The organism is Lysinibacillus sp. FSL K6-0102 (genome assembly GCF_038003545.1).
Lineage (GTDB): Bacteria > Bacillota > Bacilli > Bacillales_A > Planococcaceae > Lysinibacillus > Lysinibacillus capsici.
This window is the reverse complement of record NZ_JBBOPH010000001.1, coordinates 2,671,752-2,688,718: the sequence shown is the minus strand read 5'-3', so window position 1 is coordinate 2,688,718 and position 16,967 is coordinate 2,671,752. Positions and strand designations below refer to the sequence as shown.

Sequence of the window (16,967 nt, the reverse complement as noted above, 5' to 3'; positions counted from 1 at the left end):
AGAAGGAAGGGAGTAGAGAATGGAGCCTATATTATATACAGATAATTTAACAATTCGTTTTGGGGGACATACGGCTGTAGATGGCGTTAATTTTCAAATGCCTGAGAAGCATTTAAAGTCCATTATTGGGCCGAATGGTGCTGGGAAAACAACCTTCTTTAATTTGATTAGTGGTGAGCTAAAGCCAACTACGGGTGATGTTTATTTTAAAGGGCAATCACTTGCACAAAAGTCGGCCATTGAAAGAACTCGAATGGGATTGGGACGATCTTTTCAGATTACCAATGTTTTTCCAAACTTAACGGTTCTCGAAAATGTTCGTTTAGCCGTCCAATCCAAGGAGAGAATTCGTTATCAGCTATTCCGCCATTACAAAAGCTATCAGGCGATGACGGACAAAGCGGAGGAGTTATTGGCACTTGTGTTACTCGACAATAAACGAGATGCCCTGACAACAATGCTATCCCATGGAGAGAAAAGAAAGCTTGAGATTGCCATGCTACTCGCGTTAGATACAGAAATTCTACTGCTCGATGAACCAACTGCAGGGATGTCATTAGAGGAAGTACCTACGATTTTAGAAATTATTCGAAGCATAAAACAGCAGGGGGATAAAACCATTTTGCTCATTGAACACAAAATGGATATGATTTTGGATTTATCGGATTCTATTATGGTGTTGTTCAATGGTCAGCTATTAGCAGATGGCTCACCAGAAGAAATTATGAATAATGATACTGTGCAACATGCATATTTAGGAGGGCTGTACGATGACCACCTTACTGACATTAAATGAGGTACACACTCATATTGGTCAATATCATATTTTGCAGGGCGTTAATTTTGAAGCGAAGGAGGGGCAGGTTACGGTACTGCTCGGACGCAATGGCGCAGGGAAAACGACCACCCTGAAAACAATAATGGGTTTAACGCCTGCAACAAAGGGTGACATTGCCTTTCGCTCCCAATCGATTAAAAAAAGTCCTACCTATAAGGTGGCGAAATTAGGAATCGGCTATGTACCTGAAAATCAAGGGATTTTTGCAGATTTAACGGTAGAGGAAAACATGAAGGTAGCGATGCGCAAGGAGGATACAGCCACATTAGAGCGACAGCAATATGTGCTAGAGCTGTTTCCTGACTTAAAGAAGTTTTGGAAAAAGGCTGGTGGGCATTTATCGGGTGGTCAAAAGCAAATGCTGTCCATGGCAAGAGCCTTTATTAATGATAGCCAATTAATATTGATAGATGAGCCTTCCAAGGGACTTGCTCCGATAGTTGTGGAAAAAGTGATGGAAGCGATTGTGGAAATGAAAAAGAAAACGTCCATTGTTCTAGTGGAGCAAAACTTTATAATGGCTAGTCGAATTGGTGATACCTATACATTAATCGATGATGGTAGAACAGTAAATTCGGGCAATATGCAGGATTTGATTGATGATGAAGAGCTAAAACGCAAGTATCTTGGCATTGGATAGAGGGGGGTGACTATCATTGGAGCTATTGGTCAATTTAATCATTAATGGCTTGGCCACTGGGATGTTAATTTTTCTGCTAGCAGCTGGTTTGACATTAATTTTCGGTTTAATGGATGTATTGAATTTTGCGCATGGTGGGCTCTTTGTTTGGGGGGCCTATGCGGGCATCTTTACCTATATGTTGACAGAAAGTTTTATCGTTGGGATTATAGGCGCGATTGTGACTGGAGCGTTGCTTGGACTGCTGACAGAGAAATTCATTATTACGCCTGTTTACGGCAATCATATTCAGCAAATTTTAATTACCTTAGGGCTGATGCTCGTTTTGCAGGAGCTTATTAAGGTGGTCTTTGGACCAAATGGGGTGGCAGTAAAAACACCAAGTTATTTAGCAGGAAGCTGGGAAATTGGTGATGTGATCATCATTAAATATCGTTTATTTATTATTGTCATAGGGTTTGTGATTTTTGGTATTTTCCAATACATGCTGAAGCGCACGAAGATTGGCTTGATCGTTCGGGCTGGGGTGCAGGATATGGAAATGGCGCAGGCTCTCGGTATTCATATTAAGCGTGTATTTTTATACGTCTTTATGGTGGGCGCTGCTCTGGCGGCACTTAGTGGGATGTTGATGGCTCCCTATTCAGGTGTGATTTATGCAGAAATGGGCATGGAGTATGCCATTTTAGGCTTTATTGTTGTGGTAATTGGCGGTATGGGTAGTTTTTCCGGCTCCTTGCTTGCAGCGATTTTAGTAGGGCTAGCAGGTAGCTTTATGGCTTATTATGTCCCTGTGCTGTCACTGGCGGTCAATATGATTTTAATGGCCATCGTTTTAATTTTCCGTCCTCAGGGGCTGTTTGCGATGCGAAAGGAGCGGACATCATGAACAACAAAATATCTTTACGCGCTTTCGCTTTTTTCCTGTTACTTGTCATTTTTATTATCCTTCCTTTTGTCAATGATTCAAGGACACTACTTATTTTACTCACACAAATCTTTATTTTTGGGATATTGGCAATGAGCTATGATATTTTACTAGGCTATACAGGCATCGTCTCCTTTGGGCACGCCATGTTCTTCGGCATTGGTGCCTACACAACAGCAGTCATGCTTAAGCAGATGGATCACACACTCTTGATCTTTGTACTGTCCATCGTGATTGGTATGCTACTAGCAGGCTTCATTAGCTTTTTAGTAGGTTTATTAACCTTACGCTTAAAAAGTCATTTTTTTGCGATGCTGACGCTAGCCTTTTCGGGGTTATTTTTAGTCTTAGCTGAAAAGTGGCGCTCTGTTACGTATGGCAATGATGGCTTTACATTCAGAGCACCTGATCTATTTAGAGATCGAATGACCTTCTATTTCTTTGTGCTAGCAAGCTTGGTTGTCATCTTTTTGGCGCTCTACCGCTTTGTTAATTCACCAACAGGCCGTATTTTAATTGCCGTTCGTGAAAATGAACAGCGGACGAAATCATTAGGCTTTAATACGTTGCACTATAAAGTCATTGCCTCAGTTGTGGCAGGCATTGTAGCAAGTTTTGCTGGCTCCTTATATGCAGTGTCATTGCGCTTCGTTAACACGAGTGTGATGGCCATGGATATTACGCTGGATGCATTGTTAATGACGATTATCGGTGGGGTTGGTACTTTAGTGGGGCCGTTATTAGGCTCGGCGGTCATTGAATATGCGCAGCATGCACTGTCAGGGCTTGCACGAGATTATCCTATTTTCGAACGTTGGATTATCTTCTTCGGGATTCTCTATATTTTAGCCGTTATCTTCTTCCCAAAAGGTATTATTGGCTCATTAAGATTGCTCTTTTGGAAGTGGCGAGGAAGGCTAAAGCAACGAAAAACGACAGGTCCCTTGCCTCAGGAAAAGGAGCGATTTGAATGACAGTTGGTATTGTTAGTACAGGTATTTATCTACCTCAACAGAAGATGGCGTCGCAGGAAATTGCGGCTCTTTCCAATATTCCTGAGGCCATTATCCGTCAAAAAATGGGCATTCATGAAAAGCCAATTCCTGATAAGTCTGATCATACCGTGCAAATGGGTATATGGGCAGCACAGGAGGCGATTCAAAAAGCGAATATAGACCCTAAGGATATTGATGTTGTCATCTATATGGGGGAGGAGCATAAGGAATATCCACTTTGGACAGCCTCCATTAAAATGCAAGAGGAGCTTGGTGCTGTGAATGCATGGGCATTTGATGTGCAATTACGCTGCGGCACTACAATCATGGCGCTGAAAGTGGCGAAAAGCCTAATGGCCTCAGATGACACGATACGAACCATTCTGTTAGCAGGTGGTTATCGCAATGTTGATTTTATCGATTACAGCAATCCACGAACGCGCTTTATGTACAATTTAGCGGCTGGTGGAGGGGCCATGTTATTACAAAAAAACTATGAAAAAAATTTGCTACTAGAGGCAGATATTATAACGGATGGTTCTTTCTCAGAGGATGTAGTCGTGCCAGTCGGGGGAACGAAAAATCCATTAACCCCAACCCATTTAACCGAAAATTTATATAAGCTTGACGTTTTGGACCCCATTGGGATGAAGGAGCGGCTAGAACAAAAATCTTTAAGCAATTTTTTGAAGGTCATTCGCAGTTCTTTAGCGAAAAGTGGATACAGTGACGATCAGCTAGATTATTTAGCGATGTTGCATATGAAAAGATCTGCACATGATTATATTTTAACGGAGCTTGGCTTACAGCAGGAGCAGTCTATTTATTTGCAAGACTATGGACATATAGGTCAGATCGATCAAATATTGTCCCTACAGCTAGCACAGGAGCAAAACCAAATTCAAGCAGGCGATATTGTGACGCTTGTTAGTGCTGGCATTGGCTATGTATGGGGAGCTATCACAATACGTTGGGGATAAGGGGGAAATGGTATGGTAAAAACGATTCAACTAGCAAATGGAGAAACAATGGCCTATCGCAAGCGATCAGGTGGAGGTCATCCTTTAGTGTTGGTACATGGCAATATGACATCTTCTAAGCATTGGGATATTCTGATGGATGCTTTAGACGAGAAATACACCATTTACGCGATAGATTTACGTGGTTTTGGTGAATCATCCTATCTTAAGCCAATCACTGCTATTAAAGATTTTAGTGATGATGTCAAACTATTTGTGGATGCACTGCAACTGCAAAGCTTTGATATGATTGGCTGGTCAACAGGTGGAGCTGTCTGTATGCAGTTTGTAGCAAATTATCCAGGACACTGTCAACGATTAATTTTACTTGCGTCTGCTTCTACACGTGGTTATCCATTTTACACGGATTTAGGAACAGGCAATCCAGCCTCCTTTAAGCGAGCCTATCATTATGAGGAGGTATTGGTGGATACATCCAAAACAAAGCTTATTCAAGGCTTCTACGATGAAAAAAATGCGGAGGGCTTACAGTCTATATGGAATGCATTAATTTATACGCATCATCGACCAAACGAGGGAAAATATCAAGAATATGTAGAAGATATGCTTACACAGCGCAATTTAGCAGAAGTATATCATGCACTCAATACATTTAATATAAGCGCTGTTGACAATGAGGTGGCAAAAGGCTCTCGGGAGGCCATGCTGCTTCATATCCCAATTTTAGTGCTCCGAGGGGATCGTGATTTGGTGATTACAGAGGAGATGAATGCAGAGATATTACATGATTTAGGCAAAACAGCACAGTTTGTAAGCCTAAAAAATTGTGGGCATTCGCCTTTGGTCGATGATTTAGCACAATTGACAGCTGAAATTGAAGCTTTTTTAGAAATTGGAGGAAGACAGTATGCGTTTGAACAATAAAGTGGCTATCATTACAGGCGCTGCAAATGGTATTGGCTATGCGGCTGCTGAGCGTTTTATCGAGGAGGGGGCATGGGTATTTATCGCCGATTATGACGATAAAGCAGGCATTCTAGCAGCACAACAACTAGGCGAAAATGCTGTATTTATACAAGTAGATGTTGCAAGTAGAGAGAGCGTTAATCAGTTGGTGACGGCAGTGATCGAACAGGCAGGACGGATTGATATTTTAGTGAATAATGCGGGGATTACAAGAGACGCGATGCTGACAAAAATGACGGAGGATCAATTTCAGCAGGTGCTAGATGTCAATTTGACAGGTGTCTTCCATTGTACACAGGAGGTCATTCCCTATATGGTGGCAGCAGGTGGAGGCAAAATTATAAATACATCCTCAGTTAGTGGAGTATATGGCAATGTTGGTCAAACCAATTATGCAGCGACAAAAGCAGCGATTGTAGGTATGACAAAAACATGGGCGAAGGAATTAGGGCGTAAGGGGATTAATGTTAATGCAGTGGCACCTGGCTTTACAGAAACAGATATGGTCAAAAAAATGCCTGAAAATATTTTGGCTCAAATGCGATCAATCGTCCCCCTACAACGCCTAGGGACACCACGTGATATTGCCAATGCCTATTTATTTTTAGCATCTGATGAGGCCTCCTATGTTCATGGGCATACTCTGCATGTGGATGGCGCAATTATGATGTGATAGGGGGTAGTCAAGATGTTTGTTGAGCAAGAATGGATTTTAAAACGTGCAGCTTTAACACCTCACCACATCGCCTTGATTAATTTAACATCAAAGGAACAATGGACCTACCAGCAATTATCTGAGGAAATCGGCAAATGGAGTCAATTTTTCGAACGGCAGCAGCTACAAAAGGGAAGTAGAGTCGCTGTTTTTGCGAAAAATCATATCCAATTGTTTGCTGTTTTATTTGCCTGTGGGCTACGTGGGCTCATTTATGTGCCGTTAAATTGGCGCTTAAGCAAGGAGGAGCTAACACAAATTTTGGAGGATGCGACTCCTGCTATCCTATTATACGAAGAGGATAGTCATTGTCCCTTAGTTTTAGAAAAAATGTTTTCACTTTATGTTAGCCAGCATGAGAAGGAGATACAACCAAGTAGGCAAGACGTGGATGTGAATGATCCATGGTTAATGATTTATACAGGAGGCACGACGGGTCAGCCAAAGGGGGTAGTGTTATCCTTTCAGTCGGTCAATTGGAATGCCATGAATACTATTATTAGCTGGGGTTTACATGCTCAAGATCGGACATTAAATTATATGCCGATGTTTCATACTGGTGGCTTAAATGCTTTATGCATCCCCTTACTGATGGCGGGAGGAACGGTCATTATTGGCGATAAATTTGATGCAGAAGAGGCACTACAAGCAACGAACCAATATCAAACGACAATTTCTCTTTTTGTGCCAACTATGTATCAAGCAATGATTGCTACGAAGTATTTTCAGGAAAATCAATTTCCTTCCATGAAGGTATTTTTATCTGGCGGTGCCCCGTGCCCTCATCCTATTTACGATGCTTTTTATAATAAGGGATTATTTTTTAAAGAGGGATATGGTTTAACAGAAGCAGGACCCAATAATTTTTATATTGACCGAGAGCGTGCCTATGCAAAAAAGGGGGCTGTCGGGAAAAGCATGCAATTCAATGAAGCTAAAATCATCAGTCATACAGGAAAAAGTTGTGCACCTGGAGAAGTAGGAGAGCTATTGGTAAGAGGGAAGCATATGTTTCGCTTTTACTGGAATAACAAGCAAGAAACTGCCAATATCCTGCAAGATGGCTGGTTGAAAACAGGGGATTTAGCGATGATGGATGCGGAAGGCGATTTTTATATTGTTGGGCGTAGAAAAGAAATGATAATTTCAGGTGGTGAAAATATCTATCCTCAGGAAGTAGAACAATGTCTACTACGGCATCCAGATGTGCGGGAGGTGGCCGTGATTGGTGTAGGTGATGACTATTGGGGTGAGATCGTGACAGCTTTTATTGTTTGTCCCCACCAAGTAGCCTCTCTAATAGATGATCTTAATGAGCTATGTCATCAACAATTAGGACGTTATAAGATTCCAAAACAAATGATTTTCTTAGACGAACTACCGAAAACAAGCGTTGGTAAAATCGATAAAAAGGCATTGTATAGGCTTGTCGACTCATCGATCTGTTAAGTATGATGAGAAGGAAGAAACGCTCGTCTTTCTAAATCCGAAATAAGAGAGGGACACATAAATGGCCCACGCATTAGTTATTGGTGGAACAGGGATGTTGGCTGACACATCCCTTTGGTTAGTGAATGATGGCTACCATGTCTCAGTAATTGGACGTAGTGCCCATCGAATGGAAGATTTGCGAAATAGAACAACCAAACCCGCCCTTCTAACGCCGATTTTAGTTGATTATTGTAATATAGCCTTATTAAAAGAGAAGCTAGAAGAAACGCTTAAGCATAATGGGCCCATTGAATTGGTCGTTGCTTGGATTCATTCCTATGCGGACACTACATTAGAGAACATCTCCAATGTAATTTCAATAGAGAATAACGGGGAATGGAAACTGTTTCATGTGTTGGGGAGTAAGGCGAATTTAAGTGAAGTCCAAGAGAAATTGAAGCTCCCTGCTCGTTCGCAATACAGGCAAATCCAGCTAGGTTTTATGATGGAAGAAGGTCATGCGAGATGGCTTACGCATGAGGAAATATCGCAAGGTGTCGTTGCTGCTATTCAACAGGATCAACCTATCCATATTGTCGGGACGCTACAACCTTGGGAAAAGCGACCATTATTAACCTTCGTCTAACTAGATGGACGAAGGTTTTTACTTATTTCCATTATCAGTTTGTTGTAGATGTCTACATAATTGTGAGGGATAGTTAGGTTTGTGTGAAAAACGTCAGGATCAAGCAACTTTCTTCTCTTACCTTTTACTTAGTATAACAAAATCATTTCCATATAACTTATCCTTATTTACTCACATCTCTTCCCATCAGACCGACATATCAGTAAAATAGAGTAGGTTAGGGGGATTACATGTGAAAGATCAACGCTTTAAAATAGCGCATCGAGAGGCGCTTATCGGAATTGGACTCGTCCTTGTCAACTTTGCGATTTGGTTTGGCTTTGCCTATGGATTAGGTTCAGGAGATCCAAGAAATTATACGTATGTATTTGGTTTTCCTGCCTGGTTTTTCTATAGCTGTATCGCTGGGACAGGCTTTATGATCCTTCTTATCTGGATTGTGATGAAACTCTTTTTCAAAGAGGTACCATTCGATGATGAGGAGGTGGATCGCTAATGCATTGGCAAGTTGTATTTCCATTGCTATTATTTTTAATTATTATTTTTGGAATCGGTATTTGGGCCAATAAGCATGTCCGCTCCTCTAATTCATTCCTGCAGGAGTATTTCCTAGGTGGTCGTGAAATGGGTGGTTTTATCCTTGCAATGACAATGATTGCTACATATGGCAGTGCGAGTAGTTTTATCGGAGGACCGGGTGTAGCCTATACAAAAGGACTTGGGTGGGTATTACTGGCAATGGCTCAGCTACCAGCAGGTTATTTTGTACTCATGATTTTAGGGAAAAAATTCGCCATTATTGCTCGTCGTTACCAGGCCATTACGTTAATCGACTTTTTACGTGAACGCTACAAAAACCATGTCATTGTTATTTTATCAGCCATTAGCATCATTGTTTTCTTATTTTCGGCTATGATGGCTCAATGGGTTGGGGGTGCACGCTTAATTGAGTCATTAACTGGCTTAAGCTACACAGCAGCACTGTTTATTTTTGCGATTTCCGTGTTAGTATATGTGATTATCGGAGGCTTCCGTGCGGTTGCACTTACAGATACGGTCCAAGGTTCAATTATGGTGATTGGTACAATTATTTTATTAATCGGCACGATTGTGGCAGGTGGAGGCATCGACAATATAATGGCCTCACTGGTCGCTGAAAATCCTGACTTTGTGTCACCATTTGGCGCACAAGGAGATTTAACGCCTCTGTATGTCTCAACATTTTGGATTCTCATTGGTGTAGGGGTTGTAGGACTTCCGCAAATTGCGGTTCGTGCGATGAGCTATAAGGATTCCAAAAGTATGCATCAAGCGATTCTTATTGGCACGATTGCCATAGGGACAATCATGTTTGGCATGCATTTAATTGGGGTGTTAGCCCGACCTGTCTTACCGGGCATTGAGATTGGTGATAAAGTCATGCCGCTCCTGACATTGAAGGTATTACCGCCATTTTTAGCAGGAATCGTTTTAGCTGCACCAATGGCTGCGACAATGTCTACGGTTAATGCTTTACTAATGCTTGTCAGCTCTACAGTTGTCAAAGATATCTATTTAAATTATATGAAGCCGAAAGCTAGTGATGCAGAGATAAAGCGTGCAAGCTTTATTGTAACAACAGTCATTGGCCTAGCCGTTGTCATCTTTGCACTCAATCCACCTGATTTATTAGTGTGGTTGAACTTATTTGCCTTCGGTGGACTAGAGGCTGTCTTTATTTGGACAGTCGTTTTAGGATTGTATTGGAAAAAAGCGAATAAATACGGAGCGATTGCGTCAATGATTTCAGGCATGTTGTTGTATATTATGATTGATCGGTTTTATCCTTCTGTCTTTGGTATGCATACAGTCACGATACCAATTGTCGCATCCTTCTTTATTTTTGTGATTGTCAGTTTGTCCACTAGTCATAAATTTAAAAACGAAAAGCTTATGATTTAACGCCAAAACGCCACAGATTTCAAATTCTGTGGCGTTTATTTTAATGCATCATAAAATCATAGGCATTTTTCGCAAGTAATGTCATTGTAACGACAATAAATAGTGTGCGGACAAAGCCACTTCCTTTCTTGATTGCCATCCGTGAGCCAAGCATAGCCCCACCAATTTGCGCAATGCCCATGACTAGACCATAAACATAATGAATTTGACCTAAGTAAGCAAACATACAAACACCAGCCACATTACTCGCCAAATTTAAAAACTTCGCATTACCAGCCGCCTTTAAAAAATCGAAGCCTACCAATAAGAAGCTAAAGATTAAAAACGACCCTGTGCCAGGACCAAGAAATCCATCATAAAAACCAATAGCAAATAATAGCAGCATAAATAAAAACAAATGTTTTTTAGATAGATTTTTTACGGTAGAGACGGCACCCCAATCCTTTTTAAAGATCGTATATACCCCAACAGCCGCCAGCATAACAAGCATTAATGGCTTTAGTAATGCTGGATTAATCAGATGCACAGTCCAAGCACCACATAATGATCCGATAAATGCTAGTGGAAAATATTTGAGGACAGAGCGAATGTCCAGCTGGCCAGAACGATAGAAAGAAATAGAGGAAGTGAGCGAGCCCATAGCTCCTGCTAGTTTGTTCGTGGCAACCGCAGCAGCTGGATTGAGCCCAACAAATAGTAAGGCTGGTAGTGAAATTAAACCGCCCCCTCCCACTACTGAGTCAACAAAAGCCGCCAGAAATCCAAAAGAAATTAATAATATTAGAATATGTACATCGATTTCAAACAACATATGACACCTCTTTAAATTTAGTTACTACTGAAATAGTAACTAAATTTATTTGCGCTGTAAACCCCATTTTTTCATTGGCAAATCTTCACATTGGTAGCCTATAATAAAGATAATGGAGGGATTACATGGAGGAATTAATCACCCAGCTGAAAGAAATGGGTTTTACAGAATATGAAGCAAAGGCCTATACGGCACTTGTTCAGCAAAGTCATGTCAGTGCCTATCAGGTTAGTAAAAATTCTGGCATACCACGTGCAAGAGTGTATGATATTTTAAATATCCTTGTAGAAAAGGGCATCGTGTTAAAAGAAGAGACCGCAGAACAAACGACCTATTCGGCAATGCCTGTGTCTGTGTTCTTACAGCAAATGCAACAGCGCTGGGAGTCGAATTTTACGTCTATAAGCGGGAAATTAGAGAAATTAGAGGAAAAAGTACAGGAAGCTGAGCCTAAAGTGGTCATGCTGAAGGGAAAGGAATCCATTATCAACTATTGTCAGTCACTTCTAAAGAAGGCGAAGAAAAAAGTGATGCTGTCGATGTGGGAAGATATGTATGATGCCTTACGTGAAGATTTGCAAGAGGTGGCGCTGCATGTTCCTGTTCATGGCATTACGTTGTATGTAGGAGAGCATCTCGCCTCAATTGACCAGCATAGAGCCACACATTATACAAAAAAAGCGTCTACACCGCATTGGTTTATCTTATCGATAGATGGTCAGGAAATGATTTATGGTCATTCTCCATCTACCCAAGAGACGGCCTTTATCACCAATGATCCGGTTCATATTTATTTGTTAGAGGATTATATATGGCATGATGTGCTCATCAATCGGTTAGTAAAACGTGATGACCAGGAGTTAGAAGACTGGATTGCTAAGGAACGTAAAGCTTTTTTCTTAGAATAGTCGTATAAGGAAGGGGAGTTACTTGAAAAAATTCGTGTTGCTAGGTTTAATAAGCCTACTAATGCTAGGAGCCTGTAATGCTACACCACCTACCGATCCACCAACGATTCATGAGCTAACGGTTGTCCCAGATAATGTCCAAAAAAATATCGTTTCTAATGACAGAATACAACTATTGCATGAAAAGGATGCTCCATATTACCTTGTTTATTATTCAAAAGGGAATGTATTGGCAAGTATTACAGCTGAGGGAAATAGGCTTATTATCCAGTTAGAAGAAGGCAGCGAGCAAAGGAAAGAGGCTCAACCCTATGTTTTTAAAGTCACCGTCAAGAATCCTGAGCTGGATACCATTGATTTGCGAATAAACGGTCAGAGTACGCCAATTGATCGTATGACCATTATGTGATAAAAGAAACCGAAATCCCTTTAGAAATGAGATTTCGGTTTCTTTACGTGATGTCTAATAAAAGACTTTGTCTACGTTATATTTAGAGCGGAAAGTATTAATCGCATATGTTTCGTAAATTTCACGTTCCATTGGATCTTCTACTTCATAGACTTCAATTTTGAACACTTCATCACGATGGTTTTTCATCGGAGATACATTATCCTCGAAATGTTTTTTAATACGTTGACGAATTTTACGTGCTTTCCCAACAAACAATAGCTCATTCTTGTCATTATAGAATAAGAAAATGCCGCCTTTATCACGTGTGATTTTATGGAAGTCAATAAAACCGAAGTAAGGTGTGATTGGCACATCACCTGGTTTTAAATCTTGTTCACGTTGACGGATTACTAGATCTGGTTTTGGAAATTCAATTTTAATCAAACTATTCACGTTCCTCTCTCTTACTAAAAGTATATGGTAACATAATTACGGCATGTTTACCATAAATTTTAAATGTAGAAACCCCACAGATAGCAAGCTTAGTGTACATCAAATGACCAAGAAACATGCGCGTGAATCACAAAATATTCTATGAATTATTGATATTCTAACAAGTTCATGTTACAATTCAAGATAATTAAATAATCTTATCAAGAGAAGCCCAATAAAAACTTTTAAAATGTCGATAATAACATGGGTTCAGCACACTTGTTAAGATGTGGAGTAAAATACATTATATTTGTTACCAATAATACACTTCTTATTGTCTATTGATTTAGATGAAAAGGAGTGTATTTTTTTATGCTTTTAAAGTTTGCGTTCGATGATTTTATTGCTGATAGACGATTTAATAATACAACTGAATCAAATATCAAAAGTTATAAATACATGATTAAACCTTTCATTGACTATTGCATTGAAGAAGGGGCAGTTAATGTTGAGGACGTAACAAGAAGTCATTTCAAGAATTATTTAATAATGGCACAGAAACAAAATAGGAAACCCAATACAATCAACACTATTATTTTACGTGGTAAAGCGTTCTTTAACTATTGTGTTGAAGAGGGGTATATCACTGAAAATATTGCGAAGAAGATAAAAACTCAAAAAGTAGATTTGAAGATTGATACTTTTACGGATCAACAAATTAATCAAATGTTAGCGTATTATCGTTCTCAACGAAAGAGACATCAATCATATAGTAGTTACCGCAACTATCTAATTATTTTAGTATTACTTGGTACTGGGATTAGAAGAAAAGAATTGATTATGTTGAAGTGGGATGATGTGGATTTTACAAATCAAACATTTCAAGTACATGGAAAAAGCAGAAAATACGAAACAGTATTTTTAACAGATAAATTGACTAGAGAGCTACTGGCATTCAAGATGTTTTCATCTAATTTTTTAAAAAATGAAAGTGAGTATGTATTTGTTACTAATAAAAATGAAGCATTCACAATTAATACGATTGATTATGTGTTCCGTGAATTAAAAGAGAAGATGAATTTTAAGGATACCAGAGTTTCGCCTCATACTTTTAGGCACACTTTTTGTAGAAATCTTGTCCAATCAAATGTAAACAGTTTTACCATAATGAAATTAATGCGCCATGAAAATATAGTAACGACACAACGTTATGTAAATTTATGGGGCAGTCACTTGAAAAAGGAGAATGATAAGCACAATCCGTTAAATAATTTTGATTTTTAAGCATTAGAAAAGGGAGGATGCGCTAACATCTTCCCTCAACTAAATATTACTACACTAAAATGCTTGGCAGCGATAGTGTATTACTAGGGTTCATTATATCGAAAAAAATTCGATGATGCAACTCTTATTAAGTAATGCCTTTTTAGTGAAGTACGTCTTGGTTGCCCACTAACAGGACGTTAAACAAAACTGGTCAGGTTATGACTTAGCCAATGCAATAATTAAGTCTAGGATACTGCAAAACTCTTTTCTTGTTCAGAGTGTGTCCGAAATAGTGAGAGCGACTATTAACGGCTAGGGGGATTACAGGCATGTTACGGCATGGGTAATCACATTCACGCTAATCTAATTGCAAATAGCACATACAGGACTGTAATTGTATGCGAATGTGACAGATGAAAATCTGCTACGGAACAAGACGATTAGAAACCTCAGACACGACATGACGGTGTAATCGGTAGTTACTTATTATCTATTACTCTAATTTGAGTTTTTAGATAGTAGGTAACAACTTTGCGAATATTTCCTAGAGCATCAGCCATTCTGGTGTAATGGGGTTTCGATTGTCAAGCACGTTATTTAATAAATTCTAATTGATTTGAGGTCGTATTTAAAACGGTGAATTATATAAATAAATTACAGTTAGATTTTGTTGAATTAGTATATGTTTGGCATAATGAATAATGAGGGGGTGATTGAAATGTTAGGATTTTTAAAACGAAATTTATACATTATTGATTTAAGTTTATCGGATGGACGTAAGGTGCAAACTTTGGTTAAGGCATATAGTATTCACGGAGCATCAGGGAAAATGGCTGATACATTTAATATCCATAGTTTTGTGACTACTGATATGGAAATTGTTCCTCGTGCACAAGTAACTTCATTTTCTTTACCAAGATTAAAAGAAGATGAGAGTAAATAAAACTAAGAGTTGATTTATAGAATTGATTAATTCAATCTATGAGTTGACTCTTTTTATTGTTATTAGATTCATAGGGATTAAATATAGAAGAGTTTTATAGTAACTAGATAAATTGTATAGTGATTAATTAGAACGTCTTAAATCAATTGGAATCAATTAAATAAGGCTTATAATATTCTAATCAAGCCTATTTACATATATGATTATTTCTTTGCTAAACTTCTAGCCAACTCTAGAGTATTGTTTAATGCTAAAAGTAAAAACTCTTTTTCCTGATTGTTTAATCCGTTAAAAATCTCATGTAATTTTTTGTCAAGATCGTTCTCAGCATAATTAGATCCATCTAAATATTTTTTAGAAGTTCTTCCTAGTAAATAATCAGTACTAACATTAAAATAGTCAGCAACTTTAATTAGATTACTTCCTTTTGGAGTATTCTTCTTCCAAGAATAAAGTGTGTTTTTACTCAACTCAATTCTTTCTTCTAGTGTATTAACTGAAATACCTTGTTCATCACAAAGTCTTTTTAATATATCAAATGCTGTCATATAATTATCTCCTCTAGTTTACATGTTTAGTTAAAAATATTTTTAAAATTACGATTGACTTTTAAAACTAGTTTTAATATACTTTAGGTAAGCTATTTGTATAACTAAAAAAAAGACAATAAAAAATACAACCGATTAATAAACATCTTGACGTTGGGGAACGGTCAATGTTGGTTTATAGGCTTTTTTAAAAGTCTTATTAGTCATGCTTTTATTTTAAAACTAGTTTTAATTATTGTCAATATAATTAGTGAATTATTTAACTTATTAAGCAATAAGGGAGGCGATAACGTGAACATAGCAATCGCAATCATACGATATTTTAATTATTTAGATTGTCCTGATGAGGAGATCATTATAACAGACTATTGGCTTCAATTTTTACTATTGTTTACAGAAATACTAGCTATCATAATTATTATCACTACAATCTAAGGGAGGTTTAAATGTCTCAAGCCTTATCACAGTTAACAGACTTGCAATATAAATTTTTAATCCAAATCAACGCATATCATCAGACAATCTCTGATAATCGTGGAGATGAATACAGATTAACCTGTATTGTTGACTTGATTATAAACAAAGCTACTCAATCAATCGTAGTGACCTTTAAAAATAATGAAGTATTTAGTTACAACCGTTACGGTACAATTCATAAAAAAATAAAGCACAAAAAGGGAGAAATTTAAATGTCAAACAAAGTAAACTATTGTGAAATGAAATTAGCATTTGTTGCAAACGATATTGATCCTGCTGAATTAATGGTCTACTTTAACAACTTTCTAAAAGACCACACTAATTTAGAGAGCAGATCAGGACGCAAACATCCGATTGAAATTGTGGAATCTTATTTCACAAAGATTGCCCAATGCGATCCAGAGACAGGTGAAGAACGTGAGTTTTTAGACGATAGAGGTAATTTAATTTTAAATGATGATGAGATGCAGGAGGCAATTGATAAAGGTTTAATAGGAGAATCGTGTAAATAAAAAGAACTATAACAAATTGTCATAGTTCAGAATGACTTTTCCTTCTTCTAAGTCGTCAGCGAAACGCAAGAAGAAAAGTCGTCGAAAGTAAGTCGGAGGGGACATTATGTCCCTTCCCTTTATAGTAAGTATAGTATCACGATCCATTACTTTATGCAATGTAAAGGTGGTAGGGCTAACTCAGACATAATTTCTGAGTTGTAGGTAATCCGATATTTTCGGACTACCCAATTTCGTTGTTCCACTCAGGAACCTACATGTAAATTAAAAAAGGAGGGCTTAATTTCACCCTCCCATTTATCATAATTTTTACTCTGCCTCCAATTACACCCATCATGGGTAATTAGCTTTAAAGTATTAAGTGACTTAGGTGTTATTTGAACCATCGTTTTCTAGTGTTGCTCTCAGCCACACGTTGATTTTGTTTTGGTTTTTAAAATTGGAAAGCAAAGTGGTAGTGGTGGACAAAAACCCCTGCCTTTAATATGGCGCACTATAAATTAAGCTATTAGTCTTTTTTTAATAGATGATAGTAGATAGTCTAACATCTAGTGAAAATTAAAAAAACAACGACAAATAACCTTGCATTCAATGGCAAG

Annotated in this window: 21 protein-coding genes; 18 read left to right on the top strand and 3 right to left on the bottom strand. The window is 38.3% G+C overall.

The genetic code is table 11. The annotated features are described in order from the left end of the window. The first annotated feature begins 19 nt into the window (after nucleotides 1-19). The 11 genes from NYE73_RS13625 to panF all read left to right on the top strand — a co-directional run bounded on the left by NYE73_RS13625 (nucleotide 20) and on the right by panF (nucleotide 10,080). The gene (locus tag NYE73_RS13625) at nucleotides 20-796 is read left to right on the top strand and encodes an ABC transporter ATP-binding protein (RefSeq protein WP_259950271.1); all 777 of its coding nucleotides are present in this window, start codon (nucleotides 20-22) and stop codon (nucleotides 794-796) included. Continuing rightward, nucleotides 771-1,478, top strand: coding sequence for an ABC transporter ATP-binding protein (locus tag NYE73_RS13620; RefSeq protein WP_054550244.1), 708 nt, complete (start codon nucleotides 771-773; stop codon nucleotides 1,476-1,478). The genes NYE73_RS13625 and NYE73_RS13620 overlap by 26 nt, the downstream gene beginning before the upstream one ends. Before the next feature lie 16 nt (nucleotides 1,479-1,494). After that, nucleotides 1,495-2,367 carry a branched-chain amino acid ABC transporter permease gene (locus NYE73_RS13615; protein ID WP_259950270.1) on the top strand — a complete coding sequence of 291 codons (873 nt, stop codon included), beginning with the start codon at nucleotides 1,495-1,497 and terminating at the stop codon, nucleotides 2,365-2,367. Next, complete coding sequence (locus NYE73_RS13610) at nucleotides 2,364-3,380, top strand: branched-chain amino acid ABC transporter permease (protein WP_112118561.1); 1,017 nt, start codon at nucleotides 2,364-2,366, stop codon at nucleotides 3,378-3,380. The genes NYE73_RS13615 and NYE73_RS13610 overlap by 4 nt, the downstream gene beginning before the upstream one ends. After that, a complete protein-coding gene (locus tag NYE73_RS13605) occupies nucleotides 3,377-4,381 on the top strand; it encodes a 3-oxoacyl-ACP synthase (RefSeq protein ID WP_259950269.1) in 1,005 nt (334 codons plus the stop codon). The genes NYE73_RS13610 and NYE73_RS13605 overlap by 4 nt, the downstream gene beginning before the upstream one ends. Nucleotides 4,382-4,393: 12 nt before the next feature. Further along, on the top strand, nucleotides 4,394-5,305 hold the full coding sequence (gene phaZ, locus NYE73_RS13600; RefSeq protein WP_066036674.1) for an intracellular short-chain-length polyhydroxyalkanoate depolymerase: 912 nt from the start codon (nucleotides 4,394-4,396) through the stop codon (nucleotides 5,303-5,305). Beyond that, a complete protein-coding gene (gene fabG / locus NYE73_RS13595) occupies nucleotides 5,289-6,020 on the top strand; it encodes a 3-oxoacyl-ACP reductase FabG (RefSeq protein ID WP_048393085.1) in 732 nt (243 codons plus the stop codon). The genes phaZ and fabG overlap by 17 nt, the downstream gene beginning before the upstream one ends. Nucleotides 6,021-6,035: 15 nt before the next feature. Further along, complete coding sequence (locus tag NYE73_RS13590; protein ID WP_259950268.1) at nucleotides 6,036-7,511, top strand: class I adenylate-forming enzyme family protein; 1,476 nt, start codon at nucleotides 6,036-6,038, stop codon at nucleotides 7,509-7,511. A 61-nt stretch (nucleotides 7,512-7,572) separates the two neighbouring features. Further along, a complete protein-coding gene (locus tag NYE73_RS13585) occupies nucleotides 7,573-8,139 on the top strand; it encodes a short-chain dehydrogenase (protein ID WP_259950267.1) in 567 nt (188 codons plus the stop codon). Between the two features lie 232 nt (nucleotides 8,140-8,371). Next, complete coding sequence (locus tag NYE73_RS13580) at nucleotides 8,372-8,635, top strand: YhdT family protein (RefSeq protein ID WP_004227902.1); 264 nt, start codon at nucleotides 8,372-8,374, stop codon at nucleotides 8,633-8,635. Then, entirely contained in the window at nucleotides 8,635-10,080 is a 1,446-nt protein-coding gene (gene panF / locus NYE73_RS13575) for a sodium/pantothenate symporter (RefSeq protein WP_259950264.1), read from the top strand. The genes NYE73_RS13580 and panF overlap by 1 nt, the downstream gene beginning before the upstream one ends. A gap of 40 nt (nucleotides 10,081-10,120) precedes the next feature. On the opposite strand, the gene NYE73_RS13570 is transcribed toward panF, so the two are convergent. Continuing rightward, nucleotides 10,121-10,891, bottom strand: a complete 771-nt coding sequence (locus NYE73_RS13570; RefSeq protein WP_048393079.1) for a TSUP family transporter — start codon at nucleotides 10,889-10,891, stop codon at nucleotides 10,121-10,123. Nucleotides 10,892-11,016: 125 nt separating this feature from the next. On the opposite strand from NYE73_RS13570, the gene NYE73_RS13565 reads away from it, so the two are divergent. Both NYE73_RS13565 and NYE73_RS13560 read left to right on the top strand, forming a co-directional pair. After that, a complete protein-coding gene (locus NYE73_RS13565; RefSeq protein ID WP_054550238.1) occupies nucleotides 11,017-11,799 on the top strand; it encodes a TrmB family transcriptional regulator in 783 nt (260 codons plus the stop codon). 22 nt (nucleotides 11,800-11,821) lie between these two features. Then, nucleotides 11,822-12,208, top strand: a complete 387-nt coding sequence (locus tag NYE73_RS13560) for a hypothetical protein (protein ID WP_112118567.1) — start codon at nucleotides 11,822-11,824, stop codon at nucleotides 12,206-12,208. 54 nt (nucleotides 12,209-12,262) lie between these two features. On the opposite strand, the gene NYE73_RS13555 is transcribed toward NYE73_RS13560, so the two are convergent. Continuing rightward, complete coding sequence (locus tag NYE73_RS13555) at nucleotides 12,263-12,634, bottom strand: nucleotide excision repair endonuclease (protein WP_004227912.1); 372 nt, start codon at nucleotides 12,632-12,634, stop codon at nucleotides 12,263-12,265. A 360-nt stretch (nucleotides 12,635-12,994) separates the two neighbouring features. Here NYE73_RS13555 and NYE73_RS13550 point away from each other — a divergent pair, with 360 nt between their 5' ends. Both NYE73_RS13550 and NYE73_RS13545 read left to right on the top strand, forming a co-directional pair. Continuing rightward, nucleotides 12,995-13,906 carry a tyrosine-type recombinase/integrase gene (locus NYE73_RS13550; protein WP_259950260.1) on the top strand — a complete coding sequence of 304 codons (912 nt, stop codon included), beginning with the start codon at nucleotides 12,995-12,997 and terminating at the stop codon, nucleotides 13,904-13,906. A gap of 700 nt (nucleotides 13,907-14,606) precedes the next feature. Continuing rightward, nucleotides 14,607-14,831: a hypothetical protein gene (locus tag NYE73_RS13545; protein ID WP_259950259.1), complete on the top strand. Its 225-nt coding sequence runs from the start codon at nucleotides 14,607-14,609 to the stop codon at nucleotides 14,829-14,831. 203 nt (nucleotides 14,832-15,034) lie between these two features. On the opposite strand, the gene NYE73_RS13540 is transcribed toward NYE73_RS13545, so the two are convergent. Continuing rightward, entirely contained in the window at nucleotides 15,035-15,379 is a 345-nt protein-coding gene (locus NYE73_RS13540) for a helix-turn-helix domain-containing protein (protein ID WP_259950258.1), read from the bottom strand. Nucleotides 15,380-15,670: 291 nt separating this feature from the next. On the opposite strand from NYE73_RS13540, the gene NYE73_RS13535 reads away from it, so the two are divergent. Genes NYE73_RS13535 through NYE73_RS13525 form a run of 3 tightly spaced genes read left to right on the top strand, consistent with a single transcriptional unit; the run spans nucleotide 15,671 to nucleotide 16,368 of the window. Continuing rightward, on the top strand, nucleotides 15,671-15,814 hold the full coding sequence (locus tag NYE73_RS13535; protein ID WP_259950257.1) for a hypothetical protein: 144 nt from the start codon (nucleotides 15,671-15,673) through the stop codon (nucleotides 15,812-15,814). Between the two features lie 11 nt (nucleotides 15,815-15,825). Beyond that, nucleotides 15,826-16,068 carry a hypothetical protein gene (locus NYE73_RS13530; protein ID WP_259950256.1) on the top strand — a complete coding sequence of 81 codons (243 nt, stop codon included), beginning with the start codon at nucleotides 15,826-15,828 and terminating at the stop codon, nucleotides 16,066-16,068. Further along, nucleotides 16,069-16,368: a hypothetical protein gene (locus NYE73_RS13525; RefSeq protein ID WP_259950255.1), complete on the top strand. Its 300-nt coding sequence runs from the start codon at nucleotides 16,069-16,071 to the stop codon at nucleotides 16,366-16,368. Nucleotides 16,369-16,967 lie beyond the last annotated feature (599 nt).

Bases quoted from the DNA above. Each gene is read 5' to 3' on its own strand.
- NYE73_RS13625 (WP_259950271.1), top strand. From the start codon at position 20: ATGGAGCCTATATTATATACAGATAATTTAACAATTCGTTTTGGGGGA.
- NYE73_RS13620 (WP_054550244.1), top strand. From the start codon at position 771: ATGACCACCTTACTGACATTAAATGAGGTACACACTCATATTGGTCAA.
- NYE73_RS13610 (WP_112118561.1), top strand. From the start codon at position 2,364: ATGAACAACAAAATATCTTTACGCGCTTTCGCTTTTTTCCTGTTACTT.
- NYE73_RS13605 (WP_259950269.1), top strand. From the start codon at position 3,377: ATGACAGTTGGTATTGTTAGTACAGGTATTTATCTACCTCAACAGAAG.
- phaZ (WP_066036674.1), top strand. From the start codon at position 4,394: ATGGTAAAAACGATTCAACTAGCAAATGGAGAAACAATGGCCTATCGC.
- fabG (WP_048393085.1), top strand. From the start codon at position 5,289: ATGCGTTTGAACAATAAAGTGGCTATCATTACAGGCGCTGCAAATGGT.
- NYE73_RS13590 (WP_259950268.1), top strand. From the start codon at position 6,036: ATGTTTGTTGAGCAAGAATGGATTTTAAAACGTGCAGCTTTAACACCT.
- NYE73_RS13585 (WP_259950267.1), top strand. From the start codon at position 7,573: ATGGCCCACGCATTAGTTATTGGTGGAACAGGGATGTTGGCTGACACA.
- panF (WP_259950264.1), top strand. From the start codon at position 8,635: ATGCATTGGCAAGTTGTATTTCCATTGCTATTATTTTTAATTATTATT.
- NYE73_RS13570 (WP_048393079.1), bottom strand. From the start codon at position 10,891: ATGTTGTTTGAAATCGATGTACATATTCTAATATTATTAATTTCTTTT.
- NYE73_RS13565 (WP_054550238.1), top strand. From the start codon at position 11,017: ATGGAGGAATTAATCACCCAGCTGAAAGAAATGGGTTTTACAGAATAT.
- NYE73_RS13550 (WP_259950260.1), top strand. From the start codon at position 12,995: ATGCTTTTAAAGTTTGCGTTCGATGATTTTATTGCTGATAGACGATTT.
- NYE73_RS13545 (WP_259950259.1), top strand. From the start codon at position 14,607: ATGTTAGGATTTTTAAAACGAAATTTATACATTATTGATTTAAGTTTA.
- NYE73_RS13540 (WP_259950258.1), bottom strand. From the start codon at position 15,379: ATGACAGCATTTGATATATTAAAAAGACTTTGTGATGAACAAGGTATT.
- NYE73_RS13530 (WP_259950256.1), top strand. From the start codon at position 15,826: ATGTCTCAAGCCTTATCACAGTTAACAGACTTGCAATATAAATTTTTA.
- NYE73_RS13525 (WP_259950255.1), top strand. From the start codon at position 16,069: ATGTCAAACAAAGTAAACTATTGTGAAATGAAATTAGCATTTGTTGCA.